Origin of the sequence: Geomonas diazotrophica (genome assembly GCF_018919385.1) — a bacterium.
Classification (GTDB): domain Bacteria; phylum Desulfobacterota; class Desulfuromonadia; order Geobacterales; family Geobacteraceae; genus Geomonas; species Geomonas diazotrophica.
In genome coordinates this window covers 49,649-64,882 of sequence record NZ_JAHLMF010000007.1, presented here as the reverse complement: position 1 = coordinate 64,882, position 15,234 = coordinate 49,649, and the positions used below count along the sequence as shown (strand labels likewise).

Annotated in this window: 13 protein-coding genes; 6 read left to right on the top strand and 7 right to left on the bottom strand. The window is 62.0% G+C overall.

All coding sequences use genetic code 11. The annotated features are described in order from the left end of the window. The first annotated feature begins 176 nt into the window (after positions 1-176). Entirely contained in the window at positions 177-857 is a 681-nt protein-coding gene (locus KOM00_RS09145; protein WP_216498618.1) for a YkgJ family cysteine cluster protein, read from the top strand. Positions 858-944: 87 nt separating this feature from the next. Here the strand turns inward: KOM00_RS09145 and KOM00_RS09140 are convergent, their stop codons facing one another. Then, on the bottom strand, positions 945-2,339 hold the full coding sequence (locus KOM00_RS09140; RefSeq protein ID WP_216498617.1) for a tetrathionate reductase family octaheme c-type cytochrome: 1,395 nt from the start codon (positions 2,337-2,339) through the stop codon (positions 945-947). Positions 2,340-2,629: 290 nt separating this feature from the next. Here KOM00_RS09140 and metE point away from each other — a divergent pair, with 290 nt between their 5' ends. Further along, positions 2,630-4,936, top strand: coding sequence for a 5-methyltetrahydropteroyltriglutamate--homocysteine S-methyltransferase (gene metE, locus KOM00_RS09135; RefSeq protein WP_216498616.1), 2,307 nt, complete (start codon positions 2,630-2,632; stop codon positions 4,934-4,936). 117 nt (positions 4,937-5,053) lie between these two features. On the opposite strand, the gene KOM00_RS09130 is transcribed toward metE, so the two are convergent. Beyond that, on the bottom strand, positions 5,054-5,371 hold the full coding sequence (locus KOM00_RS09130) for a DUF3553 domain-containing protein (RefSeq protein WP_216498615.1): 318 nt from the start codon (positions 5,369-5,371) through the stop codon (positions 5,054-5,056). Positions 5,372-5,681: 310 nt separating this feature from the next. Next, positions 5,682-5,882, bottom strand: a complete 201-nt coding sequence (locus KOM00_RS09125) for a cold-shock protein (protein WP_199397015.1) — start codon at positions 5,880-5,882, stop codon at positions 5,682-5,684. A 356-nt stretch (positions 5,883-6,238) separates the two neighbouring features. Between KOM00_RS09125 and KOM00_RS09120 the strand changes: the two genes are divergently transcribed. Beyond that, entirely contained in the window at positions 6,239-6,391 is a 153-nt protein-coding gene (locus KOM00_RS09120) for a hypothetical protein (protein ID WP_216498614.1), read from the top strand. Between the two features lie 47 nt (positions 6,392-6,438). Further along, positions 6,439-7,353, top strand: coding sequence for a lysophospholipid acyltransferase family protein (locus tag KOM00_RS09115; protein WP_216498613.1), 915 nt, complete (start codon positions 6,439-6,441; stop codon positions 7,351-7,353). Between the two features lie 76 nt (positions 7,354-7,429). Here the strand turns inward: KOM00_RS09115 and KOM00_RS09110 are convergent, their stop codons facing one another. Next, on the bottom strand, positions 7,430-7,891 hold the full coding sequence (locus KOM00_RS09110) for a cupin domain-containing protein (protein WP_216498612.1): 462 nt from the start codon (positions 7,889-7,891) through the stop codon (positions 7,430-7,432). Between the two features lie 184 nt (positions 7,892-8,075). Between KOM00_RS09110 and KOM00_RS09105 the strand changes: the two genes are divergently transcribed. Next, a complete protein-coding gene (locus KOM00_RS09105; RefSeq protein ID WP_216498611.1) occupies positions 8,076-8,546 on the top strand; it encodes an Lrp/AsnC family transcriptional regulator in 471 nt (156 codons plus the stop codon). A gap of 46 nt (positions 8,547-8,592) precedes the next feature. Next, the gene (locus KOM00_RS09100) at positions 8,593-9,852 is read left to right on the top strand and encodes a diaminopimelate decarboxylase (RefSeq protein ID WP_216498610.1); all 1,260 of its coding nucleotides are present in this window, start codon (positions 8,593-8,595) and stop codon (positions 9,850-9,852) included. A 126-nt stretch (positions 9,853-9,978) separates the two neighbouring features. Here the strand turns inward: KOM00_RS09100 and KOM00_RS09095 are convergent, their stop codons facing one another. The 3 genes from KOM00_RS09095 to KOM00_RS09085 form a co-directional block, all read right to left on the bottom strand. Further along, positions 9,979-11,448 (bottom strand): putative bifunctional diguanylate cyclase/phosphodiesterase, encoded by a 1,470-nt coding sequence (locus tag KOM00_RS09095; RefSeq protein WP_216498609.1) that lies wholly within the window; start codon positions 11,446-11,448, stop codon positions 9,979-9,981. After that, entirely contained in the window at positions 11,403-12,458 is a 1,056-nt protein-coding gene (locus KOM00_RS09090; RefSeq protein WP_216498608.1) for a HAMP domain-containing protein, read from the bottom strand. The genes KOM00_RS09095 and KOM00_RS09090 overlap by 46 nt, the downstream gene beginning before the upstream one ends. A 152-nt stretch (positions 12,459-12,610) precedes the next feature. Next, entirely contained in the window at positions 12,611-15,217 is a 2,607-nt protein-coding gene (locus KOM00_RS09085) for a hybrid sensor histidine kinase/response regulator (RefSeq protein WP_216498607.1), read from the bottom strand. Positions 15,218-15,234: the final 17 nt, after the last annotated feature.

The window sequence follows — 15,234 nt, the reverse complement described above, 5'->3', positions numbered from 1 at the left end:
AAATTAAAATTCTGGCAAGATTAGTGTACATGAAGGTCAATGTCAAAGAATAATTTAAGGAACATCTGACAGAAGAAGGCTATCAGGACCACTCCGTGACTGTCGGTATGGCCCCACCACTGTTTTGGTAAAATCCCAACGTGACAGTTGCACATCTTTGAGTACAATCTTGCGATATGAAAAGCATCGAGTCATGGCATGAAGAGCAATTTCAGTCAGAGATGACTTCCGGGGTAGTTGAGGCCTTAGGCAAAGGGCCCGACGCCGCAACGGTAGCGCGAGCGGTAGCCGACTGCGCCGATGCCGCAGAAGGTTTCTGTGTCGATCGCCCATTCGCCTGCGCTGCCGGCTGCCCGCACTGTTGCGTCCTCAACGTTGCCGTATTACTCCCGGAGGCGATGACCATAGCGCTATGGCTGCGCCAAAAGCTTCCGGGCGCGGAACTGGCCGAGCTGCAGAAGCGCCTTGCCACACACCGCTCCTGGGCACGTTGGATGGACGACGAAGAACGCATCCTGAAGCGGATGTCCTGCCCGCTGCTTGACGCTCACGGCGGCTGCAGCGTCCACCCCGTGCGCCCTCTCGCCTGCCGTGCCATAACCTCGCTGGACAGCCAGAGTTGCAGTGAGGCCTTCTTCCCTGTGGTGACCGACGAGGACCGCCTGGTTCCCGCCGACCTGTTCAGGAAGGCGGTCTTCGACACGGCCTTCACCGCCCTCGCCTCGGGACTGCGCCTGGTCGGCCTGGATGACCGCAGCATCGAGCTCGGCACCGGAGTACTCGCCTTTCTCGAGCACCCCGAATTAACGGAACGGTTCCTTGCCGGCGCCAAGCTACCGCAGGCGCTTTGGCAATAATTCCCCGAGAGAGAGCCCCCAAACAAGAAGGGACCAGCCTTAACGGCTGATCCCTTCTTCTGCTTGACCTGCTGCGCCTGAGTCCGACTAGCCTCGGGGATCCTTGTCGTACCCGAGCCCCTTCCAGTCGATACGCCCATTCTCACCATGGCAGTTCTGGCACCTTAAAGCCTTGTCCTTGGGCACCACCATGTGGTTCAGCGACCAGACCGTGGTGGTCTCGATCCAGCCGTACTTACCGCTGTAGGGCAGACCGGCTGCGGTCATGCCTGCGACGATGGCCTTGTTCCAGTCGAACCTTACCGAATAGGCGCTGTCGCTTTCGGCGGAACCGATGATGTTGGGGACGGCGACGATATTGTTTTCCAGGTCATAGGGCTGCTTGGCCCGCATCACCTTGAAGGGGAATATCCTCGAGTCGGGATCGCTGCGGTTCCCGCGCGGCGTCGAGAGCCGGACCACCTTCGTGGGATCGATCTTATCCCCCATGAAGACCCGCTCCACGGTACCGTTGTACCACATCAAGGTCGGGGTCAGGTCCTTACCCAGCACCAGGTCTCCCCTCGCCTTGTCGTAAATGTTGAGGGCGTCGCCGCCGGCCTTTTGGTCCTTGCCCGCCGTGGACCAGTCCCAGGAGAGCACGGTGGGGCTGCCTTTGGCGTAGGTCGGGATGTGGCAGGTCTGGCAGGCAACCCTTTTCATGTGCTTGTTGAGAATGGCGATCTTGTGCAGGTCGCCCTTGTGGCAGTCGGCGCACCCCATGGCGCGCGGGCCGGAACCGGGGGAGACGGAGATCGCCTCCCCCTTGACGTCGTGGTTCGCCGCCTGGTGGCAGGATTCGCAGGTGAGCCCTTTCGCTCCCATGTGCACGTCAAACTCCGGGGTCGGGTTATCCAGGTTGGCATCGAGGTCGCCGTGCTTGTAGTTTTCCCCGCCGCCGCTATAGAAATGGCAATTGCCGCAGGCGGCGCGGCTCGGCCGCGAGATGGACCGCGCCGAGAGGACCAGATCCACCGGTTCCCATACCTTGCCGGCAGGATATTCCTTGTGCTCGCCGGGGTACACCGGATGCCCGGCCCCGAGGGCGAACTTCTTATAGGTGCCGCTCGTGTCGTGGCATACCAGGCAATCGATGTTCTCAGTCTTGGTGAAGTCGAAGGTACCGTCCTGCCAGCCGTAGCCGGCATGACAACTGGTGCAGCCGGGGAGATTGGAGGGGACGGCGAGGCAGAAGGAGTTACCCAGCGCGTTTTTCTTGCCGTAGTCAACGGTCTTGCCGTTCAGGGTCTGATTTTTACTCCAGTTCCAGTGCACGGTATGGGTGATCTGGTTGGTCAGCTTCTCATGGCACCCGGTACACGCCTTGGTCACCTCCGGCCCGTTCTGCAACGGTCCGGTGAAAAAACGGTGGGTGCCCTGCAGGGCGGCATCCGAGGTGGAAGCACAGGCCAAAGCGAGAAATAACAGCAGGTATTTCCTCATGTAAGAGACCTCGCGATCTGGATGTTTGGGCAGATGTTCCGGGCAAGAGCAGGGTCGGCAGGATCAGCCGTGATGGCTCTACCCCTTTTTTACGGGCGAACACATTATATTTGATGGTTGGTCTAGTCAATGACAAATTGCTTTCAGCAGTTACGGCACCCGGACTGGGCCGGCTCCTGCCCCCGGAGAGCCGCTGCCAAGCGGTACAGGTGAGCTGCACATCGCAACGAAGCTGCTACAATTGTCAACTTGTCGTCCATTCGGTCCACAGCATGCGGAGGAGAGGTACTATGCCAGTTCTTGCCACTGTATTAGGCCACCCACGAATCGGTATCGCGAGAGAGTTGAAGAAGGCACTCGAGGCTTACTGGAGCGGCGCGACTCCGGCGGAGTCGCTTCTGGCGACCGCGCAGGAGATCCGTACCCGGCACTGGTCCATCATGAAGGAGGCGGGGCTGGACCAGGTTCCCTGCAACGACTTCTCCCTCTATGACCACATGCTGGACATGGCCGTTACCGTCGGAGCCATACCGGACCGGTTTCAAAAGATAGCAGATCCCTTGAACCGCTACTTCGCGCTGGCCCGTGGCGTCCAGGACCGCGGTGCCGGGATAGACCTCTCCCCGCTGGAAATGACCAAGTGGTTCGACACCAATTACCACTACATCGTCCCAGAACTGGACGCGGACCAGAGCTTCGTCCTGAACCCCACCAAGATCTCTGCGGAACTCGCCGAGGCACAGGCCCTCGGCATAACGCCTCGTCCGGTGCTCCCGGGCCCGGTAACCTTCCTGAAGCTGTCCAAGTACGCCGACGACGTCGCAGCCGGCCTGGACACCCTGGAGCTGTTGCCGCGCCTGCTCCCGGCCTACGAGGAGCTGCTGGCGCTTCTCGCCGGCCACGGCGTTACCTGGGTCCAACTCGACGAGCCCTGCCTCTGCTTCGAGCTGGACCCTGCCAGCCAGCAGGCGTACCGTACCGCCCTGACGCGACTGGCCGGGGGAGCCAAACGTCCCGGTCTGCTGGTGGCCACCTATTTCGGCTCCATCGGCGAAAACCTTGGGCTGGTCACCGATTCGGGATGCGAGGCGCTGCATCTCGACCTGGTGCGCGCCCCGGAAGAGCTCGACGGCGTGCTTGCGGCGCTGCCGGCCGGGATGAAGCTGTCACTCGGGGTCGTCGACGGACGCAACGTCTGGCGCGCGGACCTGGAGCAGGCCCACCGCACCGTCCGACGGGCCGTCGACGCCCTTGGGAGCGAAAGGGTCATGGTCGCCAGCTCCTGCTCGCTGCTGCACGTGCCCGTCGACCTCGACGCGGAGACCAGGCTCGACGCGGAGCTGAAGAGCTGGATGGCGTTTGCGGCGCAGAAGGTAGCCGAGGTGCGCCTGCTGGCCGATGCCGCCCAACAGGAAGAGCCGCAGGATGCAGCCTTCGTACAGGCCGGCGCCGCGCTTGCCCGCCGTCGGGCTGCCGCAGCCGCCGACAACCCGGCGGTCCGGCATCGGGCGGAACAGGTGACTGAAGCCATGACCAGGCGCGGCACCCCCTTCGCGGAGAGGAGCGCCAGGCAGAAGCGTCGCTTCGACCTGCCACTGCTTCCGACCACCACCATCGGCTCCTTCCCCCAGTCGAGGGAGGTGCGCGAGGCGCGCTCCAAGTGGCGCAGCGGAGCGCTCGACAGCGAAGGGTATCAGGATTTCCTGCGCGCAGAGATCAGGCGCTGCATCGAGAAACAGGAGAAGCTCGGGCTGGACGTGCTGGTGCACGGCGAATTCGAGCGCACCGACATGGTTGAGTACTTCGGGGAGCAACTGGATGGCTTCGCCTTCACCCAGAACGGCTGGGTGCAGAGCTACGGGTCGCGCTGCGTCAAGCCGCCGGTCCTCTACGGCAACGTGGCCCGCCCCCGTCCCATGACGGTGGAATGGAGCAGTTTCGCGCAGTCGCTCAGCAAGCGCCCGGTGAAGGGGATGCTCACCGGACCGGTCACCATCCTGCAGTGGTCATTTGTCCGCAACGACCAGCCCCGCTCCGAGACCTGCAGGGAGATCGCGCTTGCCTTGCGGGACGAGGTGGCCGACCTGGAGCAGGCGGGGATCTCCATGATCCAGATGGACGAGCCCGCCATACGGGAGGGGCTGCCGCTGCGCCGGCGCGACTGGCCCGAGTACCTGGAATGGGCGGTGGCGGCCTTCAGTCTCTCCACCGCCGGGGTGAGCGACGAGACCCAGATCCACACCCATATGTGCTACTCGGAATTCGGCGACATACTCCCCTCCATCGTCGCCATGGACGCCGACGTCCTTTCCATCGAGTCCTCGCGCTCCCGGATGGAGCTGCTGTCCCACTTCCGGCAGTACGGCTATCCCAACGACGTCGGCCCGGGCATCTACGACATCCACTCGCCGCGCGTTCCCACCGTCGAGGAGATGACGACGCTTCTGGGTCTGGCGGCGGAAGTCCTGCCGGCGGAGCGGCTCTGGGTTAATCCCGACTGCGGCCTTAAGACCCGCGGATGGCCCGAGATCGAGGCGTCGCTCGCCAACATGGTGCAGGCGGCGCGGCAGATCCGCCTGCGGCTCACCCCCGGCTAACGGGAAGCGTCACCAAACAGCAGAGTACCAACGCAAACGAGGGATCAGCCGCATCGGCTCATCCCTCGTTCCTTTCCGCACCCGCGGCACCCGCCACAGCGGGACCGCAATCGAAATTCAGCTTAACGCGCCTTTGCGCGTGCTCTTTTTCTCTTTAGGCAATGAGGCGATCTTCTTCTCCTTGGGCAAAGCCGTGCTCTTCTTGACCCTGGGCAAAGCAGCCTTTTGCGGTGCCTTCTGCTCCTCAGCGCGTACCGGCTGGAACGAACCCGGCTCTGCCGGTTGCAGGTTTCCAAGGTGCGAGCTGACGATCTTTCTGACCACCCCATCGTTGAAGTGGATGGTCACCCGTGTCGGGAAGACCTCGACGACCTTGCCGACCCCCCACTGGCTCGCTCCACAGTGGCTTACTACGTCCCCACGTTTGATGGACATACCTCTCCCCTTACTGTTGACGGCATAAAAAAGATAGCACTCCGGGTTGACACCCGGATACGAGGTTGGCTGCGGGACAGTGTCTGGATAGCCGTGTACGGGCAGGTGGGCCGAAGAAGGTGTGACGCCGAGGCAGAAGAAGCGGCCGGATTGCGCTGTACGTGGCTATGGCGGTGGCGCGGGTGGCCGAGATCGGCAGGAAGGGCAAACAAGGATGTGGCCCCAAGATTGAACCAAGGGGCCACGTCCGTGAAAGGAGCCGTACGGGGCGGATCAGGCAGAACCAGTCGCCCCGCCGGGGGTGTGTTTACTAAACCCTTTTGACGTTGGCAGCCTGGAGCCCTTTGGGGCCCTTGACCACGTCGAAGGTCACGCTATCGCCTTCAGCCAGGGATTTGAACCCGTCGCCGCTGATAGCGGAGAAGTGGCAGAATACATCCTCACCGTTCTCCTGCTCCAGAAAACCAAACCCCTTGCTGTCGTTAAACCATTTTACAGTACCGTTTGCCATGTGATTCTTTCTCCAAGTGTGTTGCGAATATGTCCGGATGATTCCGAATCCTCTGGCACCGTAACAGGTTTGTATTCACAAAGCAAGCTATTTAAATACGTGATCTTTGCTTACAAGACGGGAATTTTGCTATTTTCGGGAGCCTTGAATCAGACGTGAGCAGTGCAACTAAATATAAATATAGCGAGCGTATTCGGTGGTTTACCCCCTACAAATATTATAAATCCCACAAAATACATAATATTGTTGCTATTTAAATGGTGGTAATCCAGTATGGTTTCGTCTTTTTAAGCAACCAAAAGGCGAAAAAAGACACGCTTCATGTCGTTGCGCAGACGTTTTTATAGGGAGGCCCAATGGCAAATACCAATTTCAAATTTCAAAAGCGGCAGAAAGAACTGGACCGGAAAAAGAAGCAGCAGGAGAAAGCGCTGCGCAAACAAGAGAAAAGTGACCCCGAAGACGAGGCCGGCGTCCTGCCGGAAGAGATTGCCGATGCCGCTCTGTAGCGGGATCGGGAGAGCAGGGTCACAGCGAGAAAGTACATAGGTATTTAATGCAACAAACATTCTGGAGGTTGCAGGCTGCGCTTTTCTACAGCCTCACCCTGGCAGGGGCCCTTATCCCCGCCGCAGCATTGCAACGCCTGGGGGGCATGGTGGGATACGTCCTTTGGAGCCTTCTCCCGCGGCGCCGCGCCATCGTCATGGACAACCTGAAGCACGCCCTCCCCTACCTGAACGAACACCCGCTCTGGTGCCCCCCCGGCAGCCAAGCGACGTCGATCGCTTCCGAGAACTACGCCAACCTCGGCAAGTCCCTCATCGAAATCTGCCAGCTTTACCACGGCCGCGGCGACCACCTCATCGCCGGGATCGAGCTGCGCGGCCTGGAGCACTACGAGACGGCCCGCGCGAAGGGGAAGGGGATCATCTGTTTCAGCGGGCACTGCGGCAACTGGGAGCTCATGGCGCTCGCCTTCAGCCGTCTGTTCGGTGACGGAGTCGTGGTGGCCAGGCGCCAGAACAACCCGTTCTTCAACCAGATGGTGGAGCGGATGCGCATGAGCTATCGAAGCCGCGTGATCTACAAGAAGGGGGCATTCAGAGGGATACTCTCGGCGCTGAGATCGGGCGAACTGGTCGGCATCCTGGCAGACCAGGCCGCCGGGCCGGAAGATGGAGTACTGGTGACCATGATGGGGCGCAAAGCCTGGGCGACCAAGGCGCCTGTTCTCATCGCCCGTAAAAGCGGTGCGCCGCTTCTCCCCGTGTTCATCCACCGCGAGGGAGAACGCCACGTCATCACCTTTTACCCCGAGCACCATTTCAGCGGGGACATGAGCGACCACGGTATCCAGAAGGAGACCCAGGCGCTGTCACGCTACGTGGAGAACTTCGTGGCGGCCCATCCCACCCAGTGGTATTGGATGCACCGGCGCTGGAAACGGGCCGGAGAGGCGAGCGCCTGAAAATATGAGCAACAAAAAGGGATCAGCCGCCGGCTGGTCCCTTTGCTTTTCTGCTTCACGTCTTGTCTGCTGCGCCCTACTTCCCGCCCTTCACGACATGCAGGCTCCAGGGGCCGCGCGTTGCTATCTGCAGGACGGTTTCCTCGTCCACCCAGCCGTTATGCACCTTCTTGGGCGGGAGCGCGAAGTAGCTCCCGGCCGGAAGCACGGTGGGGTTATCCTGGGTCACCCCCATGGCAAGCTTCACGGTCCCTGATATCACCGTCACCCGTTCCACGTTGTCATGGTAGTGAGGCGCGATCTTCGCCCCGGCCGGGAGCTTGAGCCGCGCCACGAAAAAACCGCCCTTGGCCATATTCCCTTCCAACACGGCCATCTGTGCGCCGGGTATCGCCGGCGGACCGGCCTGCCACTGAATGTCGGCGGGCACCGTGATCACCTGCCGCACCGCCGCTACGCCACCCTTCTTCTCTGCCGCAACTCCGACGGCGGCCAGGGAGAAGAAGATCATCACCAGGAACATCATCGTCCTTTTCATATCTGCCTCCTCAACAGCTGGAGAATCAGCCGTATTTACCTACCTGCCTCCTATTGTACGGTCCCCCCCATGCCAGTGCCAGATAATTCTCCCGAAGAGCCCGGCACCCTGAACGCTCCCGAAAAAAATTCTTTACAACGTATTACATTATGAATAAAATTCGCGCCGAAAGGTGTAAACAAGAATGTTCGACGAAATAGACATCCACATACTGGAGATTCTTCAGGAGAAGGCGAGAATCCCCAACGCGGAGGTGGCCAGGCAGGTCGGCATGGCCCCTTCGGCAGTCCTGGAGCGGATCCGCAAGCTCGAGGAGCGGGGGATCATCGAAGGGTACGAGGTGAGGCTGAACCCCGCCTGTTTCCACCAGGGGCTCTCCGCCTTCGTCCAGGTCGAGACGGACGGAACCGACGCACAGACCGCGACGGCGCTGGCCGCCATCCCCTCGGTGCAGGAGGTGCACCAGGTGGTTGGTCCGGACGGCTTCCTGGTCAAGCTGAGAACCGCCGACCACACCACCCTCGCCAGGATCCTGCAGCAGATCCGCCCCCTGCCCGGGGTGAGATCCATGCGCACCCAGGTAGTCCTGGAAACGGTGAAGGAAACCAGAAGGGTCGACCTCACGGAACACAACGGCAACGGCCGTCACTCTTAACCACGAACCAGTACGCAGCTACCACCATAGAAGGAGAACCAAAGTCATGCCGATGTCCGCTTCTTTCAAAGAACGTCTGTTCCCCCGGATCCCCGCCATCCAGCAGCATTTCCAGACCCCGTTTCACATCTACGACGAGGCGGGCATTCGCGAGACCGGCGCCAGCCTCATCAAGGCCTTCTCCGGCATCCCCGGCTTCCGCGAGTTCTTCGCGGTCAAGGCGCTCCCCAACCGGGAGATCCTGAAGCTCATGAAGGAGATGGGCTTCGGCTTCGACTGCAGCTCCATCCCCGAACTGATCCAGGCCCGCGAGCTGGGCGCGAAGCCGGAAGACATCATGTTCACCTCCAACAACACCAGCCCCGAGGAGTTCGAGTTCGCCGCCAAGGACGGGGGTTGCATCCTGAACCTGGACGACATCTCACTGATCGACAAGGTGCCGGTCTTCCCGGAGCTGATCTGCTTCCGCTACAACCCCGGCCCGCGCCGCACCGGCAACGTCATCATCGGCAACCCGGAAGAGGCGAAGTACGGCGTCTCCCACGAGCAGGTGGTCGAGGCGTACCGCAAAGCCCAGGCGCGCGGCGCCAAGCGCTTCGGCCTGCACACCATGGTCGCCTCCAACGAGCTTGACTACACCTACATCGTGGAGACCGCCCGCATGGTGCTCGAGGTCGCCCAGGAGGTCGAGGCGGCGCTCGGCATCACCTTCGAGTTCGTAAACATCGGCGGCGGCTTCGGTATCCCCTACCGTCCGGAGCAGAAGGCGCTCGACCTCCCCACCATGTCCAGGGAGATCACCTCGCTCTTCGAAGACTTCCGCGCCCGCCACGGCCATGCGCCGGCCATGTTCATGGAGAGCGGCCGGTTCATGACCGGCCCGCACGGCGCCCTGGTGGCCACCGCCATCAACAGCAAGGACACCTACAGAAAGTACATCGGCCTGGACGCCTGCATGTCCTCGCTGATGCGCCCGGCTCTGTACGGGTCCTACCACCACATCGACGTCGTGGGCAAGGAGGGCGTTGAGCGCAGCGAAGTGTACGACGTGGTCGGCTCGCTGTGCGAGAACAACGACAAGTTCGCCATCCAGCGCGAGCTTCCCCCGATCGAGGACGGCGACCTCGTGGTGATCCACGACTCCGGCGCCCACGGACACGCCATGGGCTTTCAGTACAACGGGCGGCTGCGCCCCAAGGAGCTCATGCTGCGCGCCGACGGCCGGGTCGAGCTGATCCGCCGCGCCGAGACCGTCGAGGACTACTTCGCCACCTACAACTTCGAGCCCTGCGTGCTGAAACCGTAGCGGTTCCGTAGCGAACGGGTGGACGTCTCACTCCTCCCCTTCCACAAAACTAAAAGGCACCCCGCTCTTTGCAGGGTGCCTTTTTTTCTTTCCGCATGGCTCACAAGTTTACCGCGCCGCCTCGGCTCATCCGGAGGTTTGCGCCCGCTCCAGGAAGGCCTCGGCCTCGGCGGCCGGCATCGGCCGCGCGTGCAGGTACCCCTGCACCTGGTCGCACCGGCAGGACAGCAGCTTCTCTTCCTCCCCCTGGCTTTCCACCCCTTCGGCTATCACCTTGAGCCCCATGCTGTGCCCGATGGCGACGATCGCCTTGATGATCCCCACCGCGTCGTCCCGGACGGTGACGTCCCTGACGAAGGACTGGTCGATCTTGATCCGATCCACGGAGAAGTTCTTCAGGTAGCTAAGCGAAGAGTAGCCGGTCCCGAAATCGTCTATGGAGATCTGTACCCCAAGCGACTTGAACATGCGCAACAGGGCCACCGATTCGGCCGCCTTCTCCATCAGCATGCTCTCGGTCAGTTCCAGGTCCAGGTACCGGGGCTCAAGCCCCGCCTCGAGGAGCGTCCCCACCACCATCTCGGAGAACCCCTCCTGCATCATCTGCTTTATGGAGACGTTGACGCTGACGCTGACGAGGTACCCATCCTGGTGCCACTGTTTGCACTGGGCGCAGGCCTTGCGCAGCACCCAGGCGCCCAGTTCGTGGATCAGCCCGGTCTGCTCGGCTATGGGGATGAAGCGGTTCGGCGCCACCGCGCCCAGGGTTTCGTCGTGCCAGCGTGCCAGCGCCTCCATGCCGACCACCTTCCCATCCCGAAGATCGAGCTGCGGCTGGTAATGCAGCGTGAGCCGGTCATTTTTCAGAGCCTCGCGCAACGCTGCCTCGATGGCCGCCCGCTCCTGCGCCTTCTGGTTCAGCCCTTCCGAGAAGAACTGGTACCGGTTCCCCCCGGCGCTCTTGGCGGCGTACATGGCCAGGTCGCCGTTCTTCAGCAGGGTCGGGATGTCGCCCCCGTCCTCGGGGAAGAGCACGATGCCGATGCTCGCACCGGAATAGATCTGCCGGTTATCCACCTCGAAGGGCTGCTTGCCCAGCTCGATCAGCTTCTGCGCGAACTTCGCAGCCCCGTCGGGCTCCGGCACATGGCAGCAGAGCAGGGCGAATTCATCCCCCCCCAGCCGGGCGAAGGTGTCGCTCGCCCTCAGGATGCTCTTGAAGCGCAGCACCACCAGTTGCAGCAGCTGGTCGCCCGCGTGGTGCCCCATGGTGTCGTTCACGTCCTTGAAATGGTCCAGGTCGAAGAAAAGGATGGCGAACATCTCGCCGTAACGCTTGGCGCGGGCGAGCGCCTGGGAACAGCGGTCGTAGAAGAGGGTCCTGTTGGCGAGACCGGTCAGCTGGTCGAAGTAGGCCAGGTTGTGGACCTCCTGCTCGGCCTGTTTGCGCAGGGTGATGTCGTGGCTCAGGCAGAGGAACCGGTCCCTTTTCCCCTTGAGCTCCAGCATGGTTGCCGACAGGGTCACGTGTATCGCCCGGCCGTCCTGGGTCAAAAGGCTCGCCTCCCGTTCGACCAGCCCTTCCTGGCGCAGCACCGCCGCGATGAAATCGTTCCCTGGTCGAAATCCACGAACAGCCCGGAGAAATCCCTCCCGACCAGATCCTTCTTGGCGAAGCCGAAAACCTCTTCCGTCGCCCTGTTCACGTCCAGAATCCCCCCCTCGCAGGAGACCACGGTGAGCGCCTCGGGCATGGTGGCGATGATGCTGTCCAGGTACCTGTTGGCGGAATCGAGCTCCTCCTCGAAGGCCCGCAAACGCTGCACCATGGTGTTGAAGGAGGCCGAAACCGCCGCGATCTCGTCCCGTTCAGTTACCGGAACGGCCACGTCGCGCTTGCCGGCCGCCACCGCTGCGGCAGCCTCCTTGAGGGTACGGATGCGGCGTGACACCTTCAGGGAAATCGCCACGCTCAAGAGCAGGGCAGCGGTCAGCGCCACGATGGAGAGGACCACCGATGAGACGATGGCACTGGAGACGCTTTGCAGCGTGCCGGCGACGTGCCGGTGCAGGTCGGCCATCTCCCGGTCGTGCGCCACGTTCACGGCCTCCAGGAACGTCTTTTCCGCGTTTTCGAACCGTTCCTTGGCCTCGATCAACCGCGCCGTCCCCCCCCCGGCGTCGACCACGGCGATATAATCCTGCGACCCCTTCAGCAGCGACTGCCCTGCCAGCTCCAGCGCCGCGGGCATCCTTTCCTCCCCATGCACCAGGACCCTTGTGCAAAGATCCAGGCTGGAGAGAAAGCTGGTGCGCCCTTGGGCGAGAAGCCTCACCTCTTCCTCCTTGGCCTCCAGCTCCTTTTTCCCCTCCCCGCCGGCAGGGTGTACCGAGGTGAGGAAGGCGTACTCCATCGATGAGGAGACGATGCGCAGTCCCGCGTAGCGCAGGTCTTTGAGCGCGAGGAGGTGCGGGATGACCTCCTTGTTCACCTTGTAGAAGCTGTCCCTCACCTTCTGGGCGCCCGATATCCCCCCGATGGAGATCAAAACCGTGGCACAGATGATGACAAGATAACTCAGCAGCAGTTTAAGCCAAAGTTGCATGCGACTCCCTCAGGTACGAAGACTGGATCTCTTCAGTCACACCTATCGGCATCGCCTGTCAAAACCTGAGCGAGGAAGTGCGGAGGGTGGCTTGATCGAAAGGGAGGACGTGACGCGGGGAACGGGAGCCCCCGGGGGGGTGGGAGCGGCTACTAGTGGGCGAGCACCCTGTCGAGCACCTCGGCCACCTCCGAAGCCCGGTACGGCTTCGCCATGGTGGCCTTGAACCCGAACTGGGCGTAGTCGGACATGACGGGGTCGTTGGAGTATCCGCTGGAAACTATGAGCGAAGCGAGCGGGTCCATTTCCAGGATATGCCGCGCGGCCTCCTCTCCCCCCATCCCGCCGGGTATGGTGAGGTCCATGATCACCGCGTCAAACGGGGTGGCGGATTCCCTGGCGGCGGCATAGAGGGCTATTGCCTCGCTTCCGTTCGCGCAGCTTTTCACCTTGCAGCCAAGACTCTCGAGTATCGCGCAGATCAGATCGCGGATCATCTCCTCGTCGTCCATAACCAGGATGTTCCGCTGCGGGATGGCGACCACGACGGGCGCGGCGGGAGGCGGTTCCGGCACGACCGCATGCCCCTCTCCCTTCGCGGCCGGCAAAAACACCTCGAATGCCGTCCCCACTCCGGGCCGGGAGTGGACGGTGATGTAGCCGCCGTGCCGCACGATGACGGAGTGCGCCGAGGAGAGTCCGAGTCCTTTGCCCCCCGCCTTGGTCGAGAAGTACGGGTCGAATATCCTCTTCTGGTCCTCGGGGGAAATCCCGCACCCGGTGTCGCTGAAGGAGAATTTGACGTACCTCCCCGCCGACAGGGCCATGCTGTTACCCTCCTCCAGGATGACGTTGGCCGCGGTCACCGTGAAGGTGCCCCCCTGGGGCATGGACTGCAGGGCGTTGATGACGATGTTGCTGAAGGCCTGGTGAACCTGCCCTTCGTCCACCTCCAGCAGGTAGAGGTCCGTGGGGAGGTTCAGCACGCTCAGGACGTTGGAGCCGCGCAGCACCAGGGACACCGTCTCCTCGACGAGGTGCCTCACCGCCACGTTTTTCTTGATCGGCTTTCCCCCCTTGGCGAAGGTGAGCAGCTGGTTGGAGAGCTCGGAGGCCCTCTGACATGCCTTTTCCGCCTGCTTCAGCAGTTTGTGCACCTGGGCGGCGTCGTCCAGGGTCATCTGCGCCAGGGTGATGTTCCCCATGATGCCGGTGAGGATGTTGTTGAAGTCGTGGGCTATCCCTCCCGCCAGCACCCCCAACGATTCCAGCTTCTGCATCTTGAGCAGTTCCTGCTGCGACTTTTCCCGCTCGGTGATGTCGCTGTTTATTTCCATGATGCGCCAGGGACGCCCCTGTTTGTCCCGTTGCAGCGCCCACCTGCTGCTGACGACGATGCTCTCCCCCCCGGAGGTCGTGTGCGAAAGTTTCCCCTCCCAGCGCCCCACACGCAGCAGGTCCTGCACGATCTCCTCCTGGGGTTTCGGAAAGACCGTCTGCAAGAGGGTGTGAATGACCTGTCCCATGGCCTGGGCGGAGTCGTACCCGTATGTCGTCGCCGCCCCCTGGTTCCAGTAAAGGATGGTACCGTCGAGCTCCAGCAGGATGATGGCGTCGTGGGCGAGTTCGAGCAGGTCCGACTTTTCCCGCAGCACGTCCTCGTTTTTCATCCGCTGCGACAGTTCGAAGCTGAGAGCGTCGGCCATCTCATCGAAGGAACCGCCGAGGCTTCCCAGTTCGCCGCCGCGGACCTCCTCGCCCACCCGTACCCGCAGGTCCCCGGAGGCGAGGCTGCGCGAGGCGCTCTCCAGTGAACTTATCCGGTTCACGATGAGCCGCTTGCTGAGCCAGATGTTGAGGGCGAACACGAGGACCAGGACCAGGAACATGACGGCCAGGTTCAGTGCCAGCTGGTGGTTGGCTTCGTGCAGGAGGATGTCCATCGGCGTGCCCCCCCGCACGTAGGCGTAGGGAGGGAGTTCCGGAGAGATGCGAATCTTGCGATAGGCGGACAGGCGCTGGATCCCGTCGCTGGAGGTCAGCCTGATGACCCCCGTCTCCGGACCGTTTTTCATCTTCTCGAACTGGTTGCTGCGGTCGGGGGTCCCGACGAACTTATCGGCGCCCACGGTACGGTAGATAAAGATCCCTTTGTGGTCGAAAATGCCGAAGGAGGTTCCCGGCGGGAGCTTGCTCGCCTTGAGCAGCGTGCCGATGTAGGTCAGGTCGATACCGACAAGGATGGCGCCGTCGAAGGCGCCACTATCGTCCTTGAGGGGGTAGGCGAAATTGAGGATCGGCTTGTTGCTTGCCTTGCCGACCGTGTACTCGCCGGGGGAGAAGCGACCGCTATTCCTGGCGTCCTTGAAGGCTTTGCGGTCCGCGAGGGAAATCGGTTTCGCGGTCGGCAGGGCTGTGGCCCAGGTGAGGCCGCTACGGTCGACCATCATGATGTTGGCATAGCTTGGACATCTCTGCCGCAGTTCCGCCAGCACCCGATTCACGGCTGCCGCGTCCTTCTGACGGACTTGCGGCATCAGCGACAGCATCTCCATCAACTGGCGGGATGCTTCAACCTTGCTGTTGAGCTCGGAGGCGACGTTGTCAAGGAGGTAGGTAGTGGCGCGGGTAGCGATCCGCAGGTCGTCGGCGCGCCCCTCCATTCCGGAGTAGATGATGAGGCCGACCGAGGGGAGCGCCATGATGGTCAGCATGAACGCTATTAGAAGATGAATCGGCAGGGATTTTAACCAGTTCATTATCGCTCCGTTTAGGG